General features: G+C 62.6%; 27 protein-coding genes. 12 read left to right on the forward strand and 15 right to left on the reverse strand.

Translation table 11 applies throughout. The annotated features are described in order from the left end of the window. The first annotated feature begins 63 nt into the window (after nt 1-63). The 3 genes from SMD31_RS00870 to rpmG all read left to right on the forward strand — a co-directional run bounded on the left by SMD31_RS00870 (nt 64) and on the right by rpmG (nt 2539). Entirely contained in the window at nt 64-1641 is a 1578-nt protein-coding gene (locus SMD31_RS00870; RefSeq protein WP_320498684.1) for a S41 family peptidase, read from the forward strand. Then, nucleotides 1638-2297 (forward strand): NUDIX hydrolase, encoded by a 660-nt coding sequence (locus SMD31_RS00875; RefSeq protein ID WP_320498685.1) that lies wholly within the window; start codon nt 1638-1640, stop codon nt 2295-2297. The genes SMD31_RS00870 and SMD31_RS00875 overlap by 4 nt, the downstream gene beginning before the upstream one ends. A 74-nt stretch (nt 2298-2371) precedes the next feature. Beyond that, nucleotides 2372-2539 (forward strand): 50S ribosomal protein L33, encoded by a 168-nt coding sequence (gene rpmG / locus SMD31_RS00880; protein ID WP_320498686.1) that lies wholly within the window; start codon nt 2372-2374, stop codon nt 2537-2539. A 67-nt stretch (nt 2540-2606) separates the two neighbouring features. Here the strand turns inward: rpmG and SMD31_RS00885 are convergent, their stop codons facing one another. Further along, nucleotides 2607-3437: a BKACE family enzyme gene (locus SMD31_RS00885; RefSeq protein WP_320498687.1), complete on the reverse strand. Its 831-nt coding sequence runs from the start codon at nt 3435-3437 to the stop codon at nt 2607-2609. Nucleotides 3438-3462: 25 nt separating this feature from the next. Further along, nucleotides 3463-4287, reverse strand: coding sequence for a squalene/phytoene synthase family protein (locus tag SMD31_RS00890; protein WP_320498689.1), 825 nt, complete (start codon nt 4285-4287; stop codon nt 3463-3465). Nucleotides 4288-4408: 121 nt separating this feature from the next. On the opposite strand from SMD31_RS00890, the gene SMD31_RS00895 reads away from it, so the two are divergent. Both SMD31_RS00895 and sodB read left to right on the forward strand, forming a co-directional pair. Next, complete coding sequence (locus SMD31_RS00895) at nt 4409-4993, forward strand: urate hydroxylase PuuD (RefSeq protein ID WP_320498690.1); 585 nt, start codon at nt 4409-4411, stop codon at nt 4991-4993. Nucleotides 4994-5194: 201 nt separating this feature from the next. Then, a complete protein-coding gene (sodB, locus tag SMD31_RS00900) occupies nt 5195-5776 on the forward strand; it encodes a superoxide dismutase [Fe] (RefSeq protein WP_320498691.1) in 582 nt (193 codons plus the stop codon). Between the two features lie 157 nt (nt 5777-5933). Here the strand turns inward: sodB and SMD31_RS00905 are convergent, their stop codons facing one another. The 6 genes from SMD31_RS00905 to SMD31_RS00930 all read right to left on the reverse strand — a co-directional run bounded on the left by SMD31_RS00905 (nt 5934) and on the right by SMD31_RS00930 (nt 11690). Further along, nucleotides 5934-6317, reverse strand: coding sequence for an Mth938-like domain-containing protein (locus tag SMD31_RS00905; RefSeq protein ID WP_320498692.1), 384 nt, complete (start codon nt 6315-6317; stop codon nt 5934-5936). A gap of 27 nt (nt 6318-6344) precedes the next feature. Then, nucleotides 6345-7304, reverse strand: a complete 960-nt coding sequence (gene secF, locus SMD31_RS00910; RefSeq protein ID WP_320498693.1) for a protein translocase subunit SecF — start codon at nt 7302-7304, stop codon at nt 6345-6347. Nucleotides 7305-7319: 15 nt separating this feature from the next. Further along, complete coding sequence (gene secD / locus SMD31_RS00915) at nt 7320-8879, reverse strand: protein translocase subunit SecD (protein ID WP_320498694.1); 1560 nt, start codon at nt 8877-8879, stop codon at nt 7320-7322. A gap of 84 nt (nt 8880-8963) precedes the next feature. Then, nucleotides 8964-9356, reverse strand: coding sequence for a preprotein translocase subunit YajC (yajC, locus tag SMD31_RS00920; protein ID WP_320498695.1), 393 nt, complete (start codon nt 9354-9356; stop codon nt 8964-8966). A gap of 135 nt (nt 9357-9491) precedes the next feature. Then, nucleotides 9492-10859, reverse strand: coding sequence for a lytic murein transglycosylase (locus tag SMD31_RS00925; protein WP_320498696.1), 1368 nt, complete (start codon nt 10857-10859; stop codon nt 9492-9494). Between the two features lie 72 nt (nt 10860-10931). Beyond that, on the reverse strand, nt 10932-11690 hold the full coding sequence (locus SMD31_RS00930; RefSeq protein ID WP_320498697.1) for a TSUP family transporter: 759 nt from the start codon (nt 11688-11690) through the stop codon (nt 10932-10934). Between the two features lie 105 nt (nt 11691-11795). On the opposite strand from SMD31_RS00930, the gene SMD31_RS00935 reads away from it, so the two are divergent. From SMD31_RS00935 to SMD31_RS00945, 3 genes are all read left to right on the forward strand, one after another. Beyond that, nucleotides 11796-12686 carry a LysR substrate-binding domain-containing protein gene (locus tag SMD31_RS00935; RefSeq protein WP_320498699.1) on the forward strand — a complete coding sequence of 297 codons (891 nt, stop codon included), beginning with the start codon at nt 11796-11798 and terminating at the stop codon, nt 12684-12686. A gap of 85 nt (nt 12687-12771) precedes the next feature. Then, nucleotides 12772-13668 (forward strand): DMT family transporter, encoded by an 897-nt coding sequence (locus SMD31_RS00940; RefSeq protein WP_320498700.1) that lies wholly within the window; start codon nt 12772-12774, stop codon nt 13666-13668. Further along, the gene (locus tag SMD31_RS00945; protein ID WP_320498702.1) at nt 13665-14891 is read left to right on the forward strand and encodes an MFS transporter; all 1227 of its coding nucleotides are present in this window, start codon (nt 13665-13667) and stop codon (nt 14889-14891) included. The genes SMD31_RS00940 and SMD31_RS00945 overlap by 4 nt, the downstream gene beginning before the upstream one ends. On the opposite strand, the gene SMD31_RS00950 is transcribed toward SMD31_RS00945, so the two are convergent. Genes SMD31_RS00950 through SMD31_RS00965 form a run of 4 tightly spaced genes read right to left on the reverse strand, consistent with a single transcriptional unit; the run spans nt 14867 to nt 17228 of the window. After that, a complete protein-coding gene (locus SMD31_RS00950) occupies nt 14867-15310 on the reverse strand; it encodes a DoxX family protein (RefSeq protein ID WP_320498703.1) in 444 nt (147 codons plus the stop codon). The two genes, SMD31_RS00945 and SMD31_RS00950, sit on opposite strands and share 25 nt — an antisense overlap. Next, nucleotides 15292-16062 carry an HvfC/BufC N-terminal domain-containing protein gene (locus tag SMD31_RS00955; protein ID WP_320498705.1) on the reverse strand — a complete coding sequence of 257 codons (771 nt, stop codon included), beginning with the start codon at nt 16060-16062 and terminating at the stop codon, nt 15292-15294. Before SMD31_RS00955 ends, SMD31_RS00950 begins: the two co-directional genes overlap by 19 nt. Next, complete coding sequence (bufB, locus tag SMD31_RS00960) at nt 16049-16933, reverse strand: MNIO family bufferin maturase (RefSeq protein WP_320498707.1); 885 nt, start codon at nt 16931-16933, stop codon at nt 16049-16051. Before bufB ends, SMD31_RS00955 begins: the two co-directional genes overlap by 14 nt. Before the next feature lie 4 nt (nt 16934-16937). Continuing rightward, nucleotides 16938-17228, reverse strand: coding sequence for a BufA1 family periplasmic bufferin-type metallophore (locus tag SMD31_RS00965; protein WP_320498708.1), 291 nt, complete (start codon nt 17226-17228; stop codon nt 16938-16940). A gap of 189 nt (nt 17229-17417) precedes the next feature. On the opposite strand from SMD31_RS00965, the gene SMD31_RS00970 reads away from it, so the two are divergent. The 3 genes from SMD31_RS00970 (at nt 17418) to SMD31_RS00980 (ending at nt 19433) form a co-directional block, all read left to right on the forward strand. After that, nucleotides 17418-17969, forward strand: a complete 552-nt coding sequence (locus tag SMD31_RS00970; RefSeq protein ID WP_320498710.1) for a sigma-70 family RNA polymerase sigma factor — start codon at nt 17418-17420, stop codon at nt 17967-17969. Continuing rightward, the gene (locus SMD31_RS00975; RefSeq protein WP_320498711.1) at nt 17966-18604 is read left to right on the forward strand and encodes a DUF1109 domain-containing protein; all 639 of its coding nucleotides are present in this window, start codon (nt 17966-17968) and stop codon (nt 18602-18604) included. Before SMD31_RS00970 ends, SMD31_RS00975 begins: the two co-directional genes overlap by 4 nt. A gap of 106 nt (nt 18605-18710) precedes the next feature. Beyond that, complete coding sequence (locus SMD31_RS00980) at nt 18711-19433, forward strand: Crp/Fnr family transcriptional regulator (protein WP_320498712.1); 723 nt, start codon at nt 18711-18713, stop codon at nt 19431-19433. Nucleotides 19434-19445: 12 nt separating this feature from the next. On the opposite strand, the gene SMD31_RS00985 is transcribed toward SMD31_RS00980, so the two are convergent. From SMD31_RS00985 to SMD31_RS00995, 3 genes are read right to left on the reverse strand one after another with little or no spacing between them, the layout of a single operon-like run. After that, nucleotides 19446-20051, reverse strand: a complete 606-nt coding sequence (locus SMD31_RS00985) for a CDP-alcohol phosphatidyltransferase family protein (RefSeq protein ID WP_320498714.1) — start codon at nt 20049-20051, stop codon at nt 19446-19448. After that, the gene (pssA, locus tag SMD31_RS00990) at nt 20051-20842 is read right to left on the reverse strand and encodes a CDP-diacylglycerol--serine O-phosphatidyltransferase (protein ID WP_320498716.1); all 792 of its coding nucleotides are present in this window, start codon (nt 20840-20842) and stop codon (nt 20051-20053) included. Before pssA ends, SMD31_RS00985 begins: the two co-directional genes overlap by 1 nt. Nucleotides 20843-20886: 44 nt before the next feature. Further along, nucleotides 20887-21573 (reverse strand): phosphatidylserine decarboxylase, encoded by a 687-nt coding sequence (locus SMD31_RS00995; RefSeq protein ID WP_320498717.1) that lies wholly within the window; start codon nt 21571-21573, stop codon nt 20887-20889. A 208-nt stretch (nt 21574-21781) separates the two neighbouring features. Between SMD31_RS00995 and SMD31_RS01000 the strand changes: the two genes are divergently transcribed. Next, nucleotides 21782-22252 carry a hypothetical protein gene (locus tag SMD31_RS01000; RefSeq protein WP_320498718.1) on the forward strand — a complete coding sequence of 157 codons (471 nt, stop codon included), beginning with the start codon at nt 21782-21784 and terminating at the stop codon, nt 22250-22252. Nucleotides 22253-22260: the final 8 nt, after the last annotated feature.

Genomic DNA, 22260 nt, shown 5'->3' on the forward strand with positions numbered 1-22260 from the left:
ATATCAGCTGACTTGAGTGCGTTTCGTCCTGTGGGTTCTGAGACCGGGTGGCCTGCCAGTCAGGTGGCACGCCGGATCGTCATTCTGCCGCTGCTGCTTGGCCTTTATGCCTGTGCCAGTCCCGCCAGCCGATCGCCGGAAGATGCGACCGCGGCCCTCGACAGGGACATGCTGGTCACAGGCCTTGGCGACATCGATTCGATCTACATCACCAAGCAGGACATCGGCGGGCTCACCCTCACTGGGTTGCAGCAGTTGTCCACCCTCGATCCGGATATCACGGTCGAAGGCGGCAAGGACGATCTGAAGCTGCTTCAGAAAAAGAACCTCATTGAGGCTGAAAAACTTGCCGATGGCGACGACGCCAGCGCCAAGCAATGGGGCAAGGCCGCCGCCAAGCTGCTGAAGGAAGCGCGGGCGAAGTCCACCAAGATCGCCGCCGCCGGCAATGAGAGAATCTACGAAGCGATCTTCACCGGCATCGTCGGCAAGTTGGACGGTTTCTCGCGCTATTCGGGGACAGATGCCGCGCGCGAGGACAAGGCGTCCCGCGATGGTTTTGGCGGCATCGGCGTACGCATCTCGGTCGAAGACGGCGAAGTGCGCATCACCGCGATCATGCATTACACCCCAGCCGAACGCCTGGGGCTGAAGCGCGACGACGTCATCATGAAGATCGACGGGCAATCGGTCGAGGGCCTAACCCAGCAGCAGGTCGTCAATCAACTGCGCGGCGAGGTCGACAGCCATGTCGTGCTGACCCTCATGCGCGATGGCAAGGACGAGCCGTTCGACGTCAGCGTCAAGCGCGCCCATGTCGTGCCGGAGACCGTCAGCTATCGGCGCGAAGGCGATATCGCCTATTTCCGCATCTTCAGCTTCAATTCCGAGACTGCCAACAGCCTGAAGCGCGAGGTCAAGGACGCCAAGGAAGAGATCGGCAAGAAGATCAAGGGCTACGTGCTCGATCTCAGGAACAATCCCGGCGGCTATGTGCCGCAATCGGTGGCGACTGCGAACCTTTTCCTCGATGAAGGCCGCATCGTCTCGATCCATGGCCGCCATCCCGACAGCCACCAATACTTCGAAGCCAGCGACGGCGATCTCACCGACGGCAAGCCGATGGCGGTGCTGATCGATGGCAATTCGGCCTCAGCCGCCGAAATCGTCGCCGCCGCCTTGCAGGACAATGGCCGCGCCGTGCTGATCGGCACCAACTCCTATGGCAAGGGGACGGTCCAGAACATCAAGCCACTGCCCAATCAGGGCGAGATCAAGCTGACCTGGGCGCGCTTTCATGCGCCGTCCGGCTACACCCTTCATCATCTCGGCGTGCTGCCCAGCGTCTGCACGGCGGGCAAGCACAATTCGGACGAGTTGCTCAACGAATTGAAGCTCGGCGAACTGCCCAAGGTACCGGTCGCCCAGCGCAATGCCGCCAAGCCAGACGACACCAAAGCCTTGGATGCGCTGCGCCAGACCTGCCCGGCACGGAAGAACGAGGATCCAGTCGATCTTGAACTGGCCCTCAAGCTGCTGCAGCAGCCAGGTCTCTATCGCAGCGCCGTCAACCTCGCCGATCCGCCGGAAGGCGCGCAGGTCGATGACGCAGCCGAGGCACTCCTCCCCTTCGTGCCGTGATCGCCAAGCCCCGCGATGCGGCCGGCTTGGTCCTGATCCGCGCCGCCAAGAAGGGCCCACCTGAAATCCTGATCGGCCGGCGCCCCTCCAAGATGGACTTTCTGCCCGGTATCCATGTCGTCCCCGGCGGGCGGGTCGACCCCGAGGACGCGCTGCCGGGTCCTGGCCAACCCCATCCGGCCGTGGCCGCGCAGCTCGGGCCCCGCTGGGCTGCATTCATGAACGCGGCACTGCGCGAGACGTTTGAGGAGACGGGTTTACTTCACGGTCGAGGTGACTCGAACACCGTTCCGGCGCATTCCGGATCATTGGGGGGAGCCTATGATGGTCAAAAATGGGCGCCGGATTACGCCAGCCTCGATTACCTCTGCCGGGCGATCACGCCGGTGACCTCGCGGCGGCGGTTCAACACCCGATTCTTCCTGGGCGACGGCGCCAAAACCCTGGGCACCCTCGCCGGAAACGGTGAATTGGAGGATCTGGCCTGGATTCCTACCCCGCACTTGGGGGCGTTTAATCTGGTGGATGTGACCGAATATGTGCTCAAAACCGCGATCCGGCGCTGGGAAAGCGGCATTCCGATCGGTGCAGAGCCTGCTAAGCTATTGAATTATCGAAGCGATATTCTCACCCTGCAGACCATGCGGAAGCCTTGACTTTCGGCCGTTCCCCGCTATTTTGCGCCATCCTTTTGCGGCGACACGCATTTTTACTTTTTTGAGAGACGGCCATGGCCAAGTCAGCGACCATCCTTGTGAAGCTCGTCAGCACCGCTGACACGGGCTACTACTACGTCACCAAGAAGAACCCGCGCTCGACGACCGAGAAGTTCGAATTCAACAAGTACGACCCGGTTGTGAAGAAGCACGTGCCCTTCAAGGAAGCGAAGATTAAGTAATCGCGCTTACTCAGCACGAACCTATTTGAAAGGGGCGCTTCCTCATGGGAAGCGCCCCTTTCGCATTTCAGGCGGCTTTGAGACCGAGAAGTGAACGGGCCTCGGCGGCGGTGGCCGGATGGCGATCGTATTTGCCGCAGAGATCGGCGACGCGCTTCACCAGCTCGGCATTGCTCGACGCCAAGCGCCCCTTTTCGAAATAGATGTTGTCCTCAAGCCCGGTCCGCACATGGCCGCCGCGCTTCAGCGCCCAGTGATTGGCATCGAGCTGCAGCCGGCCGATGGCGGCGGCGGTCCAGGTGGCAGTCGGCATCAACTCGGTCAACTCCTCGAGCATGAAATCGACGATCTTCTCGCGTGCGGGGAGTGCGCCGGGAATGCCGAGGACAAACTGCACATGCGGCGGCGATTTCAGCAGGCCGCGATCGACCAGCACCTTGGCGTTGTAGAGCATGGCGAGATCGAAGAGCTCGCATTCCGGCTTCACGTCGAACTTGATCATGTCGTTCGCCAGCTCGTCGATGAGCTGCGGCGGGTTCTCGTAGATGATGGTGGCGAAGTTGACCGAGCCGGTGGCGAGCGAGCCCATATCGGGCTTGAGGCTCAGGGCGGCGCCGCGCTCGGAGGCTTCACGCCCACGCCCACCGGTCGAGAACTGGATGATCATGCCGGGGCAATGCTTGGCGATGCCCTCCTGCACTTGGCGGAACTTCTCGACGTCTGAGCAGGATCTGTCCTGATCGTCGCGGACATGGATATGAACGAGGCTCGCCCCGGCCTCGAAGGCCTCATGCGTGCTTTCGATTTGCTCAGCGGGCTGGGTGGGAACGGCCGGATTTTGCGCCTTAGTCGGCTGGCTGCCGGTGATGGCGACGGTGATGATAGCTGGCGTGCTCATGGTCTCGTTTCTTTTTGCTCGCTGATCAGATTCGCCCCCATCCGCGCGCCAGAACAAGCCGCCAGATATCGAGGCCGGAAGGCGCCCTGCCGCCCACCGCGACCGGATCGTAGCCGTGTCGGCGCAAGCGCTCAAGCTGTGCCGCCGCCAACCGTCCGGGAAAGAGCGCGGGGATGGCGGCACGTGGCAGCCTTTCCTTTCGCGCCGCAGCAAGAAGCGCCGATGCGCGGTGGCAAACCAGTTCCACCGCCACGGCCACGTCGGCACCAGGCTGCAACGCGAGCAGCTTGTCGTGATCGACACCCGGCAACATCACGCGCCGATGCTGTGCCAGATAGACGGTTGCCCGCGCGATTCCGACAAGGCCATAGGCCGTGCCGACTTGGCGTGCCGCCAGACGCTGCGCTTCCGGTGGCGCTCCCGTACAGACTGAGAGTGCCAGTTCCGCGAGCGCACCGGCGCTGGCCGCGGCATAACCTTCGAGTTCCGCAAGATCGGCGGGCGTTGCCGCCTCGACATCGCGCTCGCGCGCGTCGATGAGCGAGCGCAGCAGCGCCACATCCAGGTGCCGCCGTTCAATGAGATCGGCCAATTCCTGCACCAGATGATGCCGATGGCCCCTCCCGGCCGCGACATCGTCCAGCGCGTCGCGCCACCATTGCAGGCGAATGAGACCCAGCATCTTCTCCGAAACCTTGTCGGCGATACCGGCAAGCTCGGCATTTAACGCATAGAGGGTCGCAAGGTCCCGCCGCAGCGCTGCCGGCGCCGCGATCGCGCACAAGAATCGGTCGCGATCTGCCCGGCGCAGTTCCTCCAGCACGCGAAGCTCGGTTTCGGCTTCGCTCATGGTATCAACAGCAATCCCATAATTTCCCAATGGATTTACGGGGAATCAGTTTCTCCGTCTCATTCCATCCTATAGAATGCGACCCATAGCCACACCGCTTTTGCTTTGGAGGGGTACAGCAATGAGCAAAATTCTCGAAAACCTGCACAGGACTTTGGCCGCCGGCGTCGTGCTTGCCATCGTCGTGTTTCTGATCGTCAATCTGGGCGGCTTCGACCCGGGGCCGTATGTCGCTTTCCTGTTCCGCTTCATCCATGTCTGGTTCGGCATCCTGTGGATCGGTCTGCTTTACTACTTCAACTTCGTGCAGATCCCGTCGATGCCGAAAATTCCCGACGAGCAGAAGCCGGCGATCGGCAAGGTCATCGCGCCGACTGCCCTCTACTTCTTCCGCTACGCAGCCCTTGGCACGATCGCCTTCGGCCTGATCACGGCCGCGCATAACGGCTACATCATCGAAGCGCTGACCTTCCAGCCCGGCTTCCGCACCATCGGCATCGGCATGTGGCTGGCGCTGATCATGGGCTTCAACGTCTGGTTCGTTATCTGGCCGAACCAGCAGCGTGCACTTGGCCTGGTCGAAGCCGACGCTGACACCAAGAAGAAATCGGCGCGCACCGCGATGCTGACCTCGCGCGTCAACACGATGCTGTCGATCCCGATGCTCTATTGCATGGTGGCGCAGCAGCAGGGCATCGGCAACTAAACCGATCCACATATCGTTCCGATGAAATCGGGGTCCTTCGGGACCCCGATTTTTTTGTGCGCTAAGTTGCCGCAGACGAAAGGGGAACCACCACGCAACGAAGCGGTTATTTTCCCTGCTAGCAGCCAGTGCCGCACATGCTTTTCCCCGCATCGCGTGGCCCGCCAAGCTGCCGATCTTCGCAGCAATGAGGAATTCCTGATGTCTGAGATTACCCTGCCCCCGCTCCCCTACGCCCTTGATGCCCTGCAGCCGCATATTTCGAAGGAAACGCTCGAGTTCCATTACGGCAAGCATCATCAGACCTATGTCACCAACCTCAACAACCTGATCAAGGGCACCGAGTTCGAAGGCAAGTCGCTGGAAGACATCGTGAAGAAGTCGTCGGGCGGCATCTTCAACAACGCCGCACAGATCTGGAACCACACCTTCTATTGGCACAGCTTGTCGCCCCAGGGCGGCAACGAGCCAACCGGTGCCTTGGCCGATGCGATCAAGGCGAAGTGGGGATCGTTCGAGAAGTTCAAGGAAGAGTTCACCAAGGTCTCGGTCGGCACCTTCGGGTCGGGCTGGGGTTGGCTGGTGAAGAAGGCCGACGGCTCGCTCGATCTGGTCAGCACCAGCAATGCAGCGACGCCGCTCACCACGGCCGACAAGCCGCTCCTCACCTGCGACGTGTGGGAGCATGCCTATTACATCGACTACCGCAACAAGCGCCCCGATTATCTCGGCGCGTTCTGGAAGCTGGTGAACTGGGACTTCGCCGCGAAGAATTTCGCGTAAGTCTCGGCTCCCTTGATCTGAACAGGCCCTCTCGCCTCGCGGCGGGAGGGCTTTGTCTTTTGGAGAGAGCCGTCACTTCCAGCCCCCTCCCCGCCTCCCCCTAAAGGTGGGAGGAGCTCTAAGCGAGGTCGTTGGTACGAAGTCAGTTAGAAGCGCTTCACGCCACCGCGATCAATGCCGCGGCAATGCGGCGGCCCTCGGCCATCAGCACATTGAAGGTTCTGGCAGCCGCACCGGTGTCCATCGGTTCGACGACAATGTTCTGCGCACGTAAGGCGGCGCGCAGATCGCGCGGAACCATGGCGAGGCGGGGGCCGCAGCCAAGCAGCAGCAAGTCGATGTCGCCGGCCTCGGCGCCCGCGATCACGGGGGCGAGGCTCTCGAGGCTCAAGGATGCCATGTCGCGGACGGTCCATGTGATCGTGCGCGTCGGAAAGACGAGAACCGACCCTTCATAGGCGGTGCCGGTCACTTTAAAGCGCAGATCACCATAGCTCTCGATGATCTGCCGGCCGGCCGGAATGAGCGGCGTAAGATCCATCTAGAACTCCTTGGACTTGAGACAGCCTCAAGCCTTCTGCACGGTCGTCGTCGCTGCCTTGCCCTTGTCCGAACCGATATTGCGCAGGTTCATATAGAGCAGCATCGGCGAGGCGACGCAGATGGTCGAATAGGTGCCGATGACGATGCCCCAGATCATGGCGACCGAGAAACCGTGCATCGCTTCGCCACCCCAGAAGGCCAATGCCAGGACCGAGAGCAGCGTCAACCCGGACGTCACCGTGGTACGCGCCAGCGTCTCGTTGAGCGCCTGGTTGATCAGTTGTGCCAGGGGCATGGTCTTGTAGCGCCGCAGGTCATAGCGGATGCGGTCGTAGATGACGACCGTGTCGTTGACCGAATAACCGGCGATGGTCAGCACGGCAGCGACGGTCGTGAGGTTGAACTCCATGCCGGTGAGCGCGAAGAAGCCCACCGTGGTGACGCAATCATGGAACAGCGCCAGCACCGCGTTGATGCCGAACTGCCATTCATAGCGGAACCAGATATAGGCCATGATACCGAGCATGGCGAAGATCGAGGCCCAGACGGCGCTCGACTTCAACTCGTCGCCAACCTTAGGACCGACGGTTTCCGTGCGGCGGTACTGCCAATCGCTGCCCAGCGTTTCCTTCACCTTGGTGACGGCAGCCTGGGTCGTCTGCTCCTGCGTCGCCGTCTCGGTCGCATCCTGTTGCGGGATGCGGATGAGGACGATGTCGGGCGAGCCGAATTCCTGGAGGGCAATCTCGCCCAGTTCCAGGCCGTCGAGTTTATTGCGCATGTCGCCGAGATCGGCCTGGGCGGTCGGTGCCTTCACTTCCATGATGACGCCGCCGGCAAAGTCGATGCCGAAATTGAGGCCCTTGGTGAAGACCAGCACGAAGGAACCGACGATCATGAGGACCGAGATCAGGAACGTGATCTTGTGCGGCCACATGAAGTTGATCTTGGTACCGTGCGGAACGAGGTGAAGCGGCTTGAACATTTTCTTCTCGCTCCTTTAAAGCGGCAGCGCCTTGGGACGCGCGCGGCGCAGCCAGATCGACGTCATCAGGCGGGTGACAACCACCGCCGTGAAGACCGAGCTGACGATGCCGATGAGCAGCGTGATGGCGAAGCCCTTGATGGGCCCGGAGCCGAAGGCAAAGAGGAACATGGTGGAAATGGCGTGGGTGACGTTGGCGTCGAAGATGGTCGCCTGCGCTTCGCGGTAGCCCGCTTCCATGGCATTGACCGGCGAGCGGCCGTTGCGCATTTCTTCGCGCACGCGCTCAAGGATCAGCACGTTGGCGTCGACCGCCATGCCCAGTGTCAGCACCATGCCCGCGATGCCGGGGAAGGTCAGCGTCGCACCGATGGCCGAGAGGAAACCAAGCATCAGCACGCCGTTCAGCACCATGGCGAGATTGGCGAAGATGCCGAACAGGCCATAGAGCACGACCATCGCCACGGCGATGAAGACGATGGCGATCAAGCAGGCGCGCTTGCCCGCCTCAATGGAATCGGCACCCAGATCGGCACCGACGGTCCGCTCTTCGAGCACGGTGAGGGGCGCCGGCAGGGCGCCGGCGCGCAGCAGGATGGAAAGATCACGGGCTGTTTCGACGGTGAAGTTACCGCTGATGATGCCGGCGCCACCCAAGATGGCGTCATTGATCTTTGGCGCGCTGATAATCTGATTGTCGAGAATGATCGCAAAACGCTTGCCGATATTCGCCTTGGTCGCATCGCCGAATTTGCGCGCGCCGACCGAGTCAAACTTGAACGAAACCACCGGCATGCCACCTTCAAAGCTCTGCTGTGCATCGGTGAGGGTTTCGCCGGAGACCATGACCGGTCTCTTGATCCAGAGTTTCTGCCCCGGGGTTCCATCCTTCTCGACAACGGGAAGCTGGATCGACGTCGGCGGACCATTGCCAGTCGATTCCGCTACCTCGTCGACAAGCTTGAACTCCATCTTGGCAGTCTTGCCGATTAATCCCTTCAATCGCTGCGGATCACCGAGTCCAGGAACCTGTACGACAATGCGATCCTCACCCTGACGGATGATCGTTGGTTCTTTGGTGCCCGTTTGGTCGATGCGCTTCGAGATGATCTCGATCGACTGTTCGACGGCGCGCTTCTTGATCTCGGCCAGGGAAGTATCATTGAAGTAGGCCGCAACCGACCCATCGGCAGCGATATCGAGTTGCATGCCGATCGTGGCTTTCGCCAGCGCCTCACGGGCGATTTCGATGGCACCCAGATCGCGCAGCTTCAGCGTCACCCGGTCAGCCTTGACGCTGAGATCGGTGTAGCCGAGCTTTTTTTCACGCAGGGCGGCGCGGATGCCATCCTCGGTTGCGTCCAGCTTGCCCCGCACCAGAGCCGCCGTATCGACCTCGTACAACAGATGCGAACCGCCCTGCAGATCGAGGCCGAGGCTGACGGTGCGGGCCGGCAGCCAGGCCGGCAGCTTGTCGATATGCGCCGCGCCGAAGACATTGGGCAGGGCCGTGTAGAGACCGACCAGCAGCACCGCCAAAATCAGCGTTATCTTGAACTTTGAAAACTGCAGCATATCGCCCGGTATCCTAGTAGCTTTGACCTGGTAGCTGGCCGAGGGAGCGGAGCGCTTGTTGGGCGCCCCGCCCTGCTCTTCTCGTCAGGCGTCGTTGGCGCCTTCGGACTTCGCTTCGCCCTTGGCTTCGACGGCTTTGCCGCCTTTGCCCGTCGGCAGGGTGCGGTTGAGCACATCCTGGATGGCCGAGCGCAGCACACGCACCTTCACGCCAGCGGCGATCTCGACTTCGACATCATTCTCGCCATCGACGGCCTTCGTGATGGTACCGAGGATGCCGCCATTGGTGACAACCTTGTCACCCTTCTTCGCCGCGGCGACGAGCGCGCGATGTTCCTTCATGCGCTTCTGCTGCGGGCGGATCATCAGGAACCAGAAGACAACGAAGATGAGGACCAGCGGCAGAAAGCTGGTGATCATGTCGCTGGCACCCGGAGCGGCACCCGCGGCCTGTGCGTAAGCTTCTGAAATGAACATGGAATCTCTCCCTGAAGAATATTGGCCGTCAGGGTCCGGCAAACCGCCCCAACCTTCCCGAAAGGCGGGACTATAACCATCGGCCAGGGAAATGCAATCGGCCTTTTCCCTTATAGATCAGCAGGATATCGGCAATCAGCTTGACGTGCGCCGGCGCAGTTCCTCGAGAAACGCCTTGGTCGCGAATCCATCGGCCGGGAGACCGACCTGCAGTTGGAAGGCTCGGATCGCCTTGCGGGTCTTCAGGCCGATGACGCCATCGGCACTGCCACCCAAAAGACCGCGATCGATCAGGCGTTGTTGCAGTTCCTCCCGCTCGTCGAGCGACAGCAGCGGCTCATCGACCGGCCACGTCGCCTTGACGCCCGGACCGCCCATGACGCGCTGGCCGAGATAGGCGACCGACAGCGCGTAGGAGGTCGAGTAGTTGTATTTGAGGATGGTCTTGAAGTTCTTCGTCACCAGGAAGGCCGGGCCCTTATAGCCCGCCAGCACCAGGATCGAGGTATTGCCGGGGAGTGCCGGCAGCGGCTGGCCGTCGATCGTCCGGACACCGCGCTGCTGCCAATGGGCGGCCGGCTTCTCGATGTCGAGTTCCGCCTCCTGATAGGGGAAGCCTTGCGGCAATTTCACCTCGAAGCCCCAGGTGAGGCCGCGCTGCCAGCCATCGCGCACCAGGTGATTGGCGGTCGAGGCAAAGACGTCGGGCATCGACGTCCAGAGATCCGGGGCGCCCGAACCATCGCGATCAACCGCGACGGTGAGGTAGTTCGAGGGCAGGAACTGGCTGTGGCCCATGGCGCCGGCCCAGGAGCCGATCATCTGGGCAGGCTGTACATGGCCGCGATCGACGATCTTCAAGGCCGAGAGAAGCTCTGTGCAGGCGAACGCCTTGCGGCTGGTGCCGTAGCCCACATTCGAGAGCGCTTCGAAGACATTCACATCGCCGAAATTGTTGCCGAAATCCGTCTCAATGCCCCAGATGCCCATGAGGATCGCCGGCGGCACGCCGTAGTCGCGCTCGACATCGCTGGCGATGGCGCGCACCTCGGGGAGTTTCGCCTGGCCCTTGGCGACGCGTTCAGCCGACACGGCGCGGTCGAGATAGGTCCAGACCGGTGTCACAAATTCGGCTTGCTTGCCAGCGCGGTCGCGGATCTTCGGGTTTTCGGTGACGCCCGCAAACGCCGTGCGGATGACCGGTTCCGGTTCGCCCTGATGCAGTGCATAGGCGCCAAAACGCGCCACCCATTCCTGGTAACTCGCGGCATTGGCCGGGCAGGTGGTCTGGGTAATCTGGGTGAAATCGGGGACGGCAGATGCAGCAGGTGCCGCAGGGGTTGGTGCGGGTTCCGGCGCGGTTGGTGCTGTCACCACGGGCGGTTGCGTCGGCTGTGCGGCGCAGCCGGTCAGCAGGCCGGTGAGCAAGGCTGCCGAGACAAGGCGCTTTCCCTGCCTGCTGCAATGCGCCTGAACCGCCGCCGAAACCATGATCTGCCCCATCTCGCTATCGAATCAACGAACCTGAAGATAAAGGGCAATTGTTAAAAAGTCACCGCTACTTAGCCGGGCCAACTAGCCGGAATGGAGCAGCTGGTAGATGCCGTGGCCGAGGTAGACCGCCCCAATGGCCACGCCCAGCCCCCGGGTCCACATCAGGAAGGCGCGGTTGGTGAGGCGGTCCAGCACGACGCGCGCCAACGTGGCGCCCACCATGGCGGTGACGATGGCGACGCCAAAGACCCAAAGCGGCACCTCGGAAACGACCTCGCCCTGGGTGGCGATGAGGGTGAAATAGATGAGGCGGTAGACATGGCCGACCAACTGGCTGAACGCCTTGGTGGCGACGATCTGGCGCCGGTCGAGATCGGTGCGGAAGAAGAAAATGTCGACCAGCACACCGGCGACGCCCGAGATCAGCTGCACGCTCATCACCACGAAGCCGAGGACGGTCGAGGCATAGGGGCGGCGGATGTCAGGGGCGATATGGGCTGGCACCAGCACGGCGATCATCGGCACGACCCCCATGCCGATATAGACCCAGGCGGTGGGCGGCTGGAAACTGATCCAGGTGAAGATCGCAAAGGCGATCCCAGAGCCCAAGATATAGCCCGGCATGACGCGCCACAGGATGAGACGGTACCACAGCAAAGCGCGCCAGCCGTTGGAGGTCATCTGTGTCACAGCATGGAGGCTCATCGCCGCGGGCACGGGAAGAACGAGCAGCAGCAGGCCAAGGAGGATGAGCCCGCCCAGCATGCCGAAAATGCCGGAGAGGAACGACGTGGCGAGCACGGCGGCGATCACGGCAAGAAGGGTGGCGGCAAAGCTCACGCGAATGTTCCCCGAATTGGTCTCTCCCTATGCGCCGCCCGGACTTTCGCCGCCAACGACAATATGCCAGACTAGCCCAAGTTTTTATTGGGGTAAGATTGCTAGATGACACCGTCTCTCAAAGGATTGAAAGCAGTCGAGGCTGCTTTGCGCTTAGGCAGCTTCGTGGCTGCGGCAGCGGAACTCAATGTCACCCAGACCGCCATCAGCCGGCTGGTGAAACTGGTCGAGGGGCAGATCGGGCAGATCCTGTTCGAGCGCCACGCCAATTCCCTCATTCCCACGCCGGCGGGTCGGAGCCTCGCGCCATTGCTCGACGACGCCTTTCGGCGGCTGGAGGCAGCGGTCGACAGCGTGCGGCGAACCGCTTTGCCTGGGCTGTCGGTCGCGGCTGGCCCGACCTTCGCCATGCGCTGGCTGATCCCACGCCTGCAGCATTTTCAGCGCCAGCATCCAGGCATCGAGGTGCGGCTGGTCACCGCGATCGACGATCACGTCACCTTGCGCCAGGATTGGGCGGCAACAGTCAGGCTTTCAACAGCCCCTCTGCCCGGCTTCATCGCCGAGAAACTGTTCAGCGCGGCGCTCTTTCCAGTGGCCGCCCCGGTCGTCGCACAGGGCATCGGCCGGCTTGCCGACCTGCAGCACAACACGCTGCTGGAAGTGGCACACGCACCGCAGGAATGGCCGCGCTGGCTGGCGATGAGCGGACTGGACCCGGCGCGTTTTCGCCGCCGCCTCTCCTTCGACTATTCGACCTACGCGATTCAGGCGGCACTCGATGGCCTCGGCGTCGCCTTGGTCCGCGCACCCTATGTGCAGGACGATCTTGCGGCCGGCAGGCTGGTGCGGCTGTTCGATCTGGCCCTCAGCGATCCGGGCCGTGCCTGGCACCTCATCTACCGGGCCGAGGCCCTCAGCGACCCCGCCTTCGTGGCCTTTCGCGACTGGCTGCTCTCGGAAGTGGAGCGCAGTGAAGCAGCCAAGGAAGATTAGCGCATAACAGCCATGAGCGGCGGTGCCCTTGCCGTCACGGGCATGGTCTTTATGCTGCGGTCAATTCAGGGGGGAACGACATCGCATGTCTGATGGGGCCGCTTCGCAAAGCACCAAGGGCACGCTGCTGGTGACAGCAGCAGCCATCTGCTGGAGTCTCGGTGGACTCATCGCGCGCCAGATTCAGACCGAGGCCTGGGTGACGGTCGGCTGGCGGGGCGCCATCGCCGCCGTGGCATTGCTGATCTTTCTCCTCATCCGCGATGGGCGCGGGACCTGGACGCATTTTCGCAATATGGGCGCGGGCGGAATCGGTGTGGCGATCTGCTTTGCCGCCGCGTCGATCTCCTTCGTCATCGCGCTGCAACACGCGACCGTGGCGCTGATCCTGGTGGTGCAGTCGACGGCACCGCTGATTGCCGGGCTCCTCGCCTGGATTTGGATGCGCGAACGTTTGGGACTTGCGCGTATCGTCGCCATGGCCGTGGCCTTTGGCGGCATTCTGCTGATGGTGGCCAAGGCCGAAGGCCATGCCGATTTGCTCGGCATGTCGCTCTCCGGCGTCATTGCGGTGAGCTTTGCGGTGGCCACCGTGCTCACGCGCCGCTTTGCCCATGTGCGCATGACGCCGGCCACGTGCCTTGGCACCGCGATCATGGGCGTCATCGGCTTCAGCTTGGCAGGCGAGCTGGCGTTCGAGGTGACGGGCAGCGACCTCTTCTATCTGTTCCTGTTCGGCGCGGTACAACTTGCAATCGGCCTCATCCTTTTCACTACCGGTGCGCGCTTGATCCCCGCTGCCAAGGCGGCCCTCATCTCGCTCGTGGAAACAGTGCTGGGCGCCTTCTGGGTGTTCGTTTTCCTGGGCGAGAATCCCGGCATCTATGCCCTCTATGGCGGGATACTGGTGGTGGGTGCCGTGGCCGGCAACACGCTTTATGACCAGCGCCGCGCGCAGCGGCAGCCACTCAACGCCGCATGAACGGCGCCCTCATTGCCCGCGCACTGGGGCCCTTCGCCGCCGGCTATTTCACCTCCTATCTCTTTCGCGTCGTGAATGCGGCGATCTCGGATGATCTGGTGAAAGAGCTCTCGCTCAGCAACACCGATCTCGGCCTCATGACGTCGATGTATCTCTACGGCTTCGTGCTGTTCCAATTGCCGTTGGGGTTGCTGCTCGACCGCTTCGGTCCGCGGCTGGTGCAGACCGGGCTGCTGCTGCTGGCGGCCTTGGGCGCGGCATTATTTGCACTGGGCAACAACACCGTCGAACTTGCCGGTGCGCGGCTCCTCATCGGTGTCGGGCTCGGCGGCTGCCTGATGTCGGCCTTCAAGGCCAATGCCATGTGGCTGCCGCCGGAACGGCTGGCATTGGGGAATTCGGCGGTCGTGACCTTCGGTGGGCTCGGCTTCCTGGCTGGCACCTATCCTGCCAATCTGGCGGCCGACCTCATCGGCTGGCGCGCCCTGTTCTTTATCCTTGTTGGCTTCACACTGGCGGTCACAGCGACGATATATTTCCTGGTGCCAAAGCGCGATGACGACCATCATCCCCTCGCGTTCCGTGCCCAATTAAAAGGCTACGCCGATATCTTCCGCGACGGCATTTTCTGGCGCGTGACACCGATGGTGGCGGCCATCTCGGGCACCTTCATCGCCGTCCAGACATTATGGGCGACGCGCTGGATGGTCGATGTGGCTGGCCTGGAGCGGCACGCTGCCGGCCAGCAATTGATGATCCTGGGATTGGCCTTTGCCGTGGGGTCGCTGTCGACAGGCTTCATCGCCGATGCCGCCCAGCGGCGTGGCATCGCACTCAAATTCATCGTCGGCGCCGCTTTCGCCCTTTATGCAGCAGCGCAGCTGGCGATGATCTTTGCGCTGCCCATCGCCCTGCCCGTGATCTGGCTGGTCTATGGCTTCACCGGTCAGGCGGCCAATCTGGGCTATGCGACGCTCGGCGCGCATTTCGGGCGCCAGCTCGCGGGACGCGCACAATCGGCTGCCAACCTGATGCTGTTTCTGGCATCGGCGCTGTTCCAGTCATCGATCGGCTGGGCACTCGACCATCTGTCGCTCAGCATGCCCAAGGCCGACGCCTACGCCATAGCCCTTGGCACCTTGCTGTGCCTGCAGGTACTGGCTTTCACCTGGTATGCCGCCGGCCGCTATGCGCTGGTTCAGCGGGCGACCGCCGGCCGCTGACCTGTGCGCGTCGCGATCAGGTGGTCGAGCGAGACATGCCCGGCACCGTTCTTGATGAGGAACAGCAGCGACACCGCCCAGACGGCATGAGTGTCGAAAGCACCGGGGTAAACGAAGATCTCGATCACCGCCGTCATGCAGAGCAAGGCCAAGGCAGCAAAGCGCGTGCCGAGACCCGCGAAGAGGAACATCGGCATGGCAAGTTCCATCGCCATGGCCATGGGCGCCGCGAGCTGCGGCGGGATGAGCGGCAGCTGGTATTCATATTGGAACAGCGCCAGCGTATTGCCGTTGTCCCAGCCATCGAGCTTCAGCAGGCCGGAACGCAGAAAGACGACGGCGATGCCAAGCCGCGCCAGCAGCGCGATCAAATCCATCGGGACGCGCGAAAAGAAGTCGATCAGTCGGTTGAAAGGCATGGTGCATCCTGTGTCGTATCAAGGGAAAACGCATAGCCGGTAAACGCCCGCGCCTGCAGCAGTGCGGCGAGCGTGGGCGCCATGTCGCTCATTTCGCCGGCAGCAGCGCCCAGGGATGCGCCGGTGAAAAGTGCCGCCGCGAATGCAGCGGCGGCCGGCGCCAAAGCCAGCAGCACGACCTCGTCATCGTGCCGTGACACAAGAACGGATTGGCCCGGGGCATCAGCCGCAATAGCGGCCGTTTCGATGTCGAACGTATTGGTCTGCCAGATCGTGTGGATGGGATAGGCCGAGTGCAGCAAACGCGCCGCCGGATGGATCTCGAAGACGAGATCGCCCACGCGTTCCGGCGCAACATCCACGAGGGCTTGTGGCATCAAGACCGGTGCGTCCGCTGCGTGCAAGGCTAGGTGCCGCGCCCATTCCAGGCGCACGACGTCGGGCAGATAGGCAAGCTGCGACAGATCGGACAAGGTCCCCACGAAATCGGCAAAGCCCGCGCCATAATCATGGATGACGGGTGTGGTTGGCGGCTGTGCAGCAATGAAGCGCAGGGCACACCCCTCGAAACAGTCAGTACCGAGCAGGCGGCATGTCACGGGAAAACGCGATGTCAGGGTTGCGATCAAACCGGCAAATACATTGTTCCGATAAATGGCAAAGCGTCCGGGCTGCCGCAGGCCGGTCGGAATCGCGATCGACCGGTCCAGAATGGCTGCGGCGAAAGCGGCCTGTCGGTCACGCGGCAACATGGGCGTTTCCGGCATGGGTGTTCAGAATCGCTTGCGCCCGCGCGGCTTCGCCGCGCAGCACATCCCAGGACGGCAGATCCTGGTCCCATTCGATCAAGGTCGGCAGCGGGCCGGTCTGTGCCACGACATGGCGATAGAGATCCCAAACCGGGCCGGCCACCAGGGAGCCATGGGTATCGATCAGGACCTCGGTGCCGTCTGCATCCGTTTCGGCGCGATACCCGGCCAGATGGATCTCGCCCACACACTGCAACGGATAGGCTGCGAGATACCCGCGCGGGTCGTAATCAAGATTATTGGCCGAAACGAAGACATTGTTGATATCGAGCAACAGGCCGCAGCCGGTGCGACGCACCAGTTCAGAGAGCAGATCTGTCTCAGCCATATCGTTGCCATCGAAGCTGAGATAGAGCGATGGATTCTCGATCAACAGCCGGCGTCCGAGACATCCCTGCACTTCATCGACATGGGCCACAACCCGGTCGAGCGTCTCGTGGGTGTAGGGGAGCGGCAGCAGGTCGTTCAAGAACTGACCGCCATGCTCGGACCAGGCGAGATGCTCGGAAAAGCAAGCCGGTTCATAGCGCCGCATGAGATCGGCGAGGCGCCCAAGATGGGCCGGGTCCGGGCGCGCGGTTCCGCCCAGCGACAGGCCGACACCGTGAAAGGACAGCGCACAATGATCCCGGACCTTGCCGAGAACGCGATGCTGCGGTCCGCCGGCACACATAAAGTTCTCGGGATGCACCTCGACCCAGGCGACGCGGTGGGGATCGGTCAGCAGATCGGCATAATGCGCCGAACGCAGGCCGATCCCGGCTTTCGCCGGGACCGGGCCACGCGCCGCCGCGATGTCGGGCTGCAGCGTCATAGGCTCAGGATTCGATAGGCTTCAGGGAACCAGCGCGCTCGGTGCCATCCGGCAGCTTGATCATGGTGGTTTCGCATGAGCCCTTGGGCACCAGTTTCCAGGCGGCCTTGTCGTAATCGGCCTTTGACTGGCCGGCGCAGGAATTCCCGCCGGCCGAGGCGCAATCATTTTGGCCGGCGAGCGCCACACCAAAGCACTTTTCCTTTGCCTCGTCGGCCCGGGAAGGGGCGCTGGCGATCGCAAGAGCAGTCAACAACGAGCCGGCCAAAGCCAGCGACGCGGTACGGCGGTTCATAAGCATTTCCTCCTGAAAATGAGCAGCCGTTTGCTGCCCTACGCGGCATGTTTCGGGTCCGAACGGTTCGGTGTTACAGCGATGGGGCCAAAATCATGCAGTTTACCGACGCAGCACGATGAATCATGATGCGCCACCCGGCCGGTGTAACAATTGTTGCCAGGGCCGCGTAACACGGGGTGTGCAGGTGTGACGGATTTGGAAGACGAACTGGCCAGTCTGATGCGGGCGGCCCAGGCGGGGGACGCCGGGGCCTATCGCCGGTTGCTGGCGGCCCTTGCCGACATGCTGCGCCGCTGGGTCAGGCGGGAGTTGTCGCGCCAGGGCTACGAGATCGCAGAAGCCGAGGACATCGTGCAAGAGACATTGCTGGCCATTCATTTGAAGCGCGGGAGCTGGGACCCTGACCGGGCCATCCTGCCGTGGCTGCGCGCGGTCACCCGGCACAAGTTGATCGACAATCTGCGCCGGCGCGGCCGCCGCATCATGGTGCCGGTCGACGACATCATGGAGACGTTGGCGGCACCCGAACCCGAAGAGACGCTGTCGACCGAGGCCCTCGACCGGCACCTGGCGACTTTGCCGCCCGGCCAGTCGCAAGTGGTCCGCGCCATTTCCATCGACGGGTTGAGTCCCAGCGAGACTGCCAAGAAACTGACCCTGAGCGAGGGCGCCGTGCGGGTGGCGCTGCACCGGGGACTTGCCGCCCTTTCGCGCGCGGCACAAAGGAGCGAACAGTGAAGACCGACGATCTCATCAGCGGCCTCGTGGCCGACCAGGGACGCCCACCAGCACGGGCCCAACAGATTCTTGCTGTCGCACTACCGTTGGCGCTCATCGTTTCGCTGCTGGTGTTCGTCGTGGAACTGCGGATTCGGGCGGATTTTCTGACCGCATTGGGGACGTGGCGGTATCTGTTCAAATTCGCGACCGCCGGCAGCATCGCCTTGTTCGGCCTGGTCTTGCTGCTTGAAATGGCGCGGCCCGAACAGTCGGTTCGCCGCGTTTTCCTTTGGCTGCCGCTTGCCTTGGCGCCGCTGCTGCTGTCGGTCGCCATGGAAATGGTGATGCTGCCGACCGATCAATGGGGCGCCAGCGCGATTGGATTCTACCCGCTTTACTGCCTGTGCCTGGTGCCGGCCATCTCACTGGCGCCGCTGGCGGCCGGGCTCTACGCCATGCGTCGTGGCGCCCCGCAATCGCCGACGATGGCCGGGGCCGCTGCCGGTTTCGCCGCCGGCGGCATCGGTGCCTTCATCTACTCGGTCCACTGCGACAATGATTCGCCGTTCTATGTGGCCATCTGGTACCTGGGCGCGATCGTCATCGTCACGATCCTCGGGGCTCTGATCGGGCGCAGGGTGCTGCGGTGGTAGCCCCGCGGCGATAGCTAAACCAAGGTATGCGAGGCATATCGTTCCTGTTGAGTTCCAGCGTTACGGCCGGTTGGCGGGGCGCCGCCTTTCGATTATGCTGCCGGCCATGGGAACGACTCAGACACAAACCACCGAACGCACCTTGCGCGCCTTTGCGCTGCTCGAGGGCATCCCCGACATCGACCTGAAAGCGCTCGAAGGGCGCTGCCGGTGGCGCAATTGCGACAAGGGCCAGACCATTCTGGACAAGGGCGCCACATCGAAGGATGTGTTTTTCGTCCTTAAAGGTTCCGTGGCCGTTGTCACCTTCTCGCCCTCCGGCAAGGAAGTAACGCTCGCGACCGTGAAGCCCGGCGAATCCTTCGGCGAGTTGGCGGCGATCGACGATCAGCCGCGTTCGGCCAGCGTGACCGCGATCGAGAAGTCGGAATTGTGCATCATGCCGCCCGACGTCTTCATGGATCTGGTGCGCACCAATGCCGCCGTCTCCTTCCGCCTGCTGCAGCGCATGGCGCGTCTGGTGCGCCAGAGCGGCCTGCGCATTATGGAACTGTCGACGTTGCAGGCGGCACAGCGCGTCTATGCCGAGTTGCTGCGCATGGCGCAGCCGGAACCAGCCGTGCCCGGCCTCTGGGTCGTGCGCCCGTTGCCGCCGATGCATGAGATCGCCGGCATCACCAGCACGACGCGTGAGACGGTCAACCGAGCTGTCAGCCAGCTCTATCCGAGCGGGCTTCTGAAGCGCAAGGGGCGCAACCTTTATCTGATGGATAAAGTGAAGCTCGAAGAACTGGTGCAGACCATCCAGGCGCATCACGCGCACAAATAGAATGCCGGCCGTTCAGGCTGGCAGCGCCCGCAACGTGGCGGCAATCCGGGTTGCCGTGGTCAACCAGCACAAGATGCCGAAGAGCCAGGCCAGCCAGTTGAAGGCGCCTGGAAACAGCAGCATCAGGACGAAGACGGCAATCGTCTCAGTCCCTTCCGTGAAGCCACCAAGATACGCAATGCCTTTCCCGGCAGTTACCTCGTCAGATTGATTGCGTTTGGCCGCCATGATGGCATGCGCCAGAAACGTCGTGCCGGTGCCAACGAAGCTGAAGATCAGGAAGGCCGCCGCCACGGCATGTTCGGGCCGCGCCACGGCGCAGGCAAAGACGAAGCCGGCATAGAAAATGAAATCCAGCACGATATCGAGATAGGCGCCGCGATCTGTCGGCCGGGTCAGTCGCGCCAGCGATCCGTCGATGCCGTCACACAGGCGGTTGGCACCAAGGAGAACAAGCCCCCAGAACTCTGCCCCGCTGGCGATGGCAACGATCGCGAGAAGACCGAGGCCAAAGCCGATCCAAGTGACGCGATCCGCGGTGAGGCCAGCGGCCTGCGCCTTGCGCGCCAACCGCTCGAGCGATGGATCGATGCGCCGCCTGAGGGCGCGATCGAACATCAGTCGTGATCCGCGTCGACTTCCGTCGCGGCTGCCTCCGGAATCGGGCGCTGCGCCTGCAGCCGGCGCTGGCTGCGATAGGCGAATGGCAGCGTCGAGAGATAAGCGAGCAGCGTGAAGAACAGCGTCGCCCAAGGCAGGCTCACCAGCAGCGACGCATAGGCGACGACTGCAATCATGGTGGGCAACACCCAGGCCTGCGTCACGCGCACGCGCTTGAACGAGAAGGTCGGCAGGCGGCTCACCAGCAGGCCGGCGACAACGACCAGAAAAATGCCCACGAAGAGCGGTGCGCGAAGGAACTCGAAGCCGTATTCCAGCCAGGCGATGAGCGGCATCAGCACCAGGCCCGCACCGGCAGGTGCGGGCACGCCGGTGAAGAAGCGGCTGGTCCAGGCCGGTAGATCGGCGTTATCGAGCTTGGTGTTGAAGCGCGCGAGACGCAACGCCATGCAGGCGCTGAAGGCCAGCGTCAGCGCCCAGCCGATGCCCTTCACCTCATGCGTGCTCCACAGGAACATGATCATCGCCGGCGCCACACCAAAGCTGACAAAATCGCTGAGAGAATCGAGCTCCGCACCGAATTTGCTGGAGGAATCGAGCAGGCGCGCAATGCGTCCGTCGAGCGCGTCGAAGACGGCTGCGATCAGAATGGCGATGACCGCGTTTTCCCAGCGGTCAAGCAACGCGAAGCGGATGCCGGTAAGACCCGCGCAAAGCGCGAAGATCGTCAGCATATTCGGGATCAGCCGATTGATCGAATGATCGCGCAGGCGGCGGTGTCGGATCATGGCATACTCCTTCGCGTCACTGACGCTTCGAACACTGGCAGGCTTTAGCGCATCTCGCCGAGGCGGGCCGCTTCTTCCGACCGGAAATCGGCCAGAACCGTTTCACCGGCAACCGCCAACTGGCCAACCGCGACCAGCGGCTGCACCCCGTCGGGCAGATAGACATCGACGCGGCTGCCGAAGCGGATCATACCGTAACGCTCGCCCGCGCGCAGCCTTTGGCCGTTGCGGGTCCAGCTCAAGATTCGGCGCGCGACGAGACCCGCGATCTGCACCACCAGAATGTCCTGGCCGTCGGCCATGCGCAGATGCATGGAGCTGCGCTCGTTCTCGTCGCTGGCCTTGTCGAGGGCAGCATTGAGGAACTTGCCCGGGCGGTAGGCCGTGGCGATCACCTCGGCATCGACCGGGGAACGGTTGATGTGAACCGAGAGGACGTCCATGAAAACGCTGATGCGGGTGCGCGGGCGTTGGTCGAGGCCCAACTCGGCCGGGGGGACGGCCGGCTGGATCATCTGTACGACGCCGTCGGCCGGGCTGATGACGAGCCCAGCGCGGGTCGGGGTGATGCGGTCCGGATCACGGAAAAAATACCCACACCATAAGGTAAGCAGAAGGCCGACGAAGCCCAGCGGGTACCAAAGCCACCACAGAATGGCGGTGGCGATGGCGAAAATGGCCAGGAACGGCCAACCGGCCCGGTGGATCGGATTAAAGAACTTCGGCTTCAAAATACTGCCTCTTGGTAACGGCTTGGCCGGCGATGTTCGGCCCGCTCCTCCGGCTAATATGATGATTTGTCATGGATCGTCCACCCCCGCGGTGCGAAAATACATCACGCGCGACGCACTTTTTTCTGACCAAACAGGGTGCTCTTTTACAGATCGTTAAGCGAGACGACCTAGCATCATTCGCGAACGCAACAGGGGATTCGTCAGAGTGAGCATTTCGATCCTGCCGATGCTGGCAAACAGCACGCTGCCACCCGGTGTGGATCACATGCACATCGAGAACGATGGTACGGTACGACTTGGCAGCGGCGGCCAGTTAGTCGAATTCGGCTTCAAATTCATGGATGTGCCGTTTTTGGCGACTACCCGCCAGGTGCAGTCAGGGCCGATCGTCCAGATTTCGGGCGAGATCGCGCCGCTTCCCTATTCCGCCGAAGGCCTGGTCATGCGCCGTTCGGTGATGGCGATCATCGACGCCAGCCAGGATCTGCTGCATTCGCGCCTGGCCATCAGCAAGCATAAATCGATCCTTTGCGTCGGCAAGGCACCGTTCGTCACACCGGCCACGCCGGTCGATCTCGTCTCGGCCGCGGCCAGCGTATTGCTCGAAGTGAAGCCGTTCCTGCAATTGCTGGCCGAAGTCCTGCCGACCTGGCCCAAGGCAGCCGAAGCCATCTGATCCGCCAT

This window comes from Dongia rigui (genome assembly GCF_034044635.1).
GTDB classification, from domain to species: domain Bacteria; phylum Pseudomonadota; class Alphaproteobacteria; order Dongiales; family Dongiaceae; genus Dongia; species Dongia rigui.

Coding starts and splice junctions, on each gene's coding strand:
- rpmG (WP_320498686.1), top strand. CDS start 2,372: ATGGCCAAGTCAGCGACCATCCTTGTGAAGCTCGTCAGCACCGCTGAC.
- SMD31_RS00885 (WP_320498687.1), bottom strand. CDS start 3,437: ATGAGCACGCCAGCTATCATCACCGTCGCCATCACCGGCAGCCAGCCG.
- SMD31_RS00890 (WP_320498689.1), bottom strand. CDS start 4,287: ATGAGCGAAGCCGAAACCGAGCTTCGCGTGCTGGAGGAACTGCGCCGG.
- SMD31_RS00895 (WP_320498690.1), top strand. CDS start 4,409: ATGAGCAAAATTCTCGAAAACCTGCACAGGACTTTGGCCGCCGGCGTC.
- sodB (WP_320498691.1), top strand. CDS start 5,195: ATGTCTGAGATTACCCTGCCCCCGCTCCCCTACGCCCTTGATGCCCTG.
- SMD31_RS00905 (WP_320498692.1), bottom strand. CDS start 6,317: ATGGATCTTACGCCGCTCATTCCGGCCGGCCGGCAGATCATCGAGAGC.
- secF (WP_320498693.1), bottom strand. CDS start 7,304: ATGTTCAAGCCGCTTCACCTCGTTCCGCACGGTACCAAGATCAACTTC.
- secD (WP_320498694.1), bottom strand. CDS start 8,879: ATGCTGCAGTTTTCAAAGTTCAAGATAACGCTGATTTTGGCGGTGCTG.
- yajC (WP_320498695.1), bottom strand. CDS start 9,356: ATGTTCATTTCAGAAGCTTACGCACAGGCCGCGGGTGCCGCTCCGGGT.
- SMD31_RS00925 (WP_320498696.1), bottom strand. CDS start 10,859: ATGGGGCAGATCATGGTTTCGGCGGCGGTTCAGGCGCATTGCAGCAGG.
- SMD31_RS00935 (WP_320498699.1), top strand. CDS start 11,796: ATGACACCGTCTCTCAAAGGATTGAAAGCAGTCGAGGCTGCTTTGCGC.
- SMD31_RS00940 (WP_320498700.1), top strand. CDS start 12,772: ATGTCTGATGGGGCCGCTTCGCAAAGCACCAAGGGCACGCTGCTGGTG.
- SMD31_RS00945 (WP_320498702.1), top strand. CDS start 13,665: ATGAACGGCGCCCTCATTGCCCGCGCACTGGGGCCCTTCGCCGCCGGC.
- SMD31_RS00950 (WP_320498703.1), bottom strand. CDS start 15,310: ATGCCTTTCAACCGACTGATCGACTTCTTTTCGCGCGTCCCGATGGAT.
- SMD31_RS00955 (WP_320498705.1), bottom strand. CDS start 16,062: ATGTTGCCGCGTGACCGACAGGCCGCTTTCGCCGCAGCCATTCTGGAC.
- bufB (WP_320498707.1), bottom strand. CDS start 16,933: ATGACGCTGCAGCCCGACATCGCGGCGGCGCGTGGCCCGGTCCCGGCG.
- SMD31_RS00965 (WP_320498708.1), bottom strand. CDS start 17,228: ATGAACCGCCGTACCGCGTCGCTGGCTTTGGCCGGCTCGTTGTTGACT.
- SMD31_RS00980 (WP_320498712.1), top strand. CDS start 18,711: ATGGGAACGACTCAGACACAAACCACCGAACGCACCTTGCGCGCCTTT.
- SMD31_RS00985 (WP_320498714.1), bottom strand. CDS start 20,051: ATGTTCGATCGCGCCCTCAGGCGGCGCATCGATCCATCGCTCGAGCGG.
- pssA (WP_320498716.1), bottom strand. CDS start 20,842: ATGATCCGACACCGCCGCCTGCGCGATCATTCGATCAATCGGCTGATC.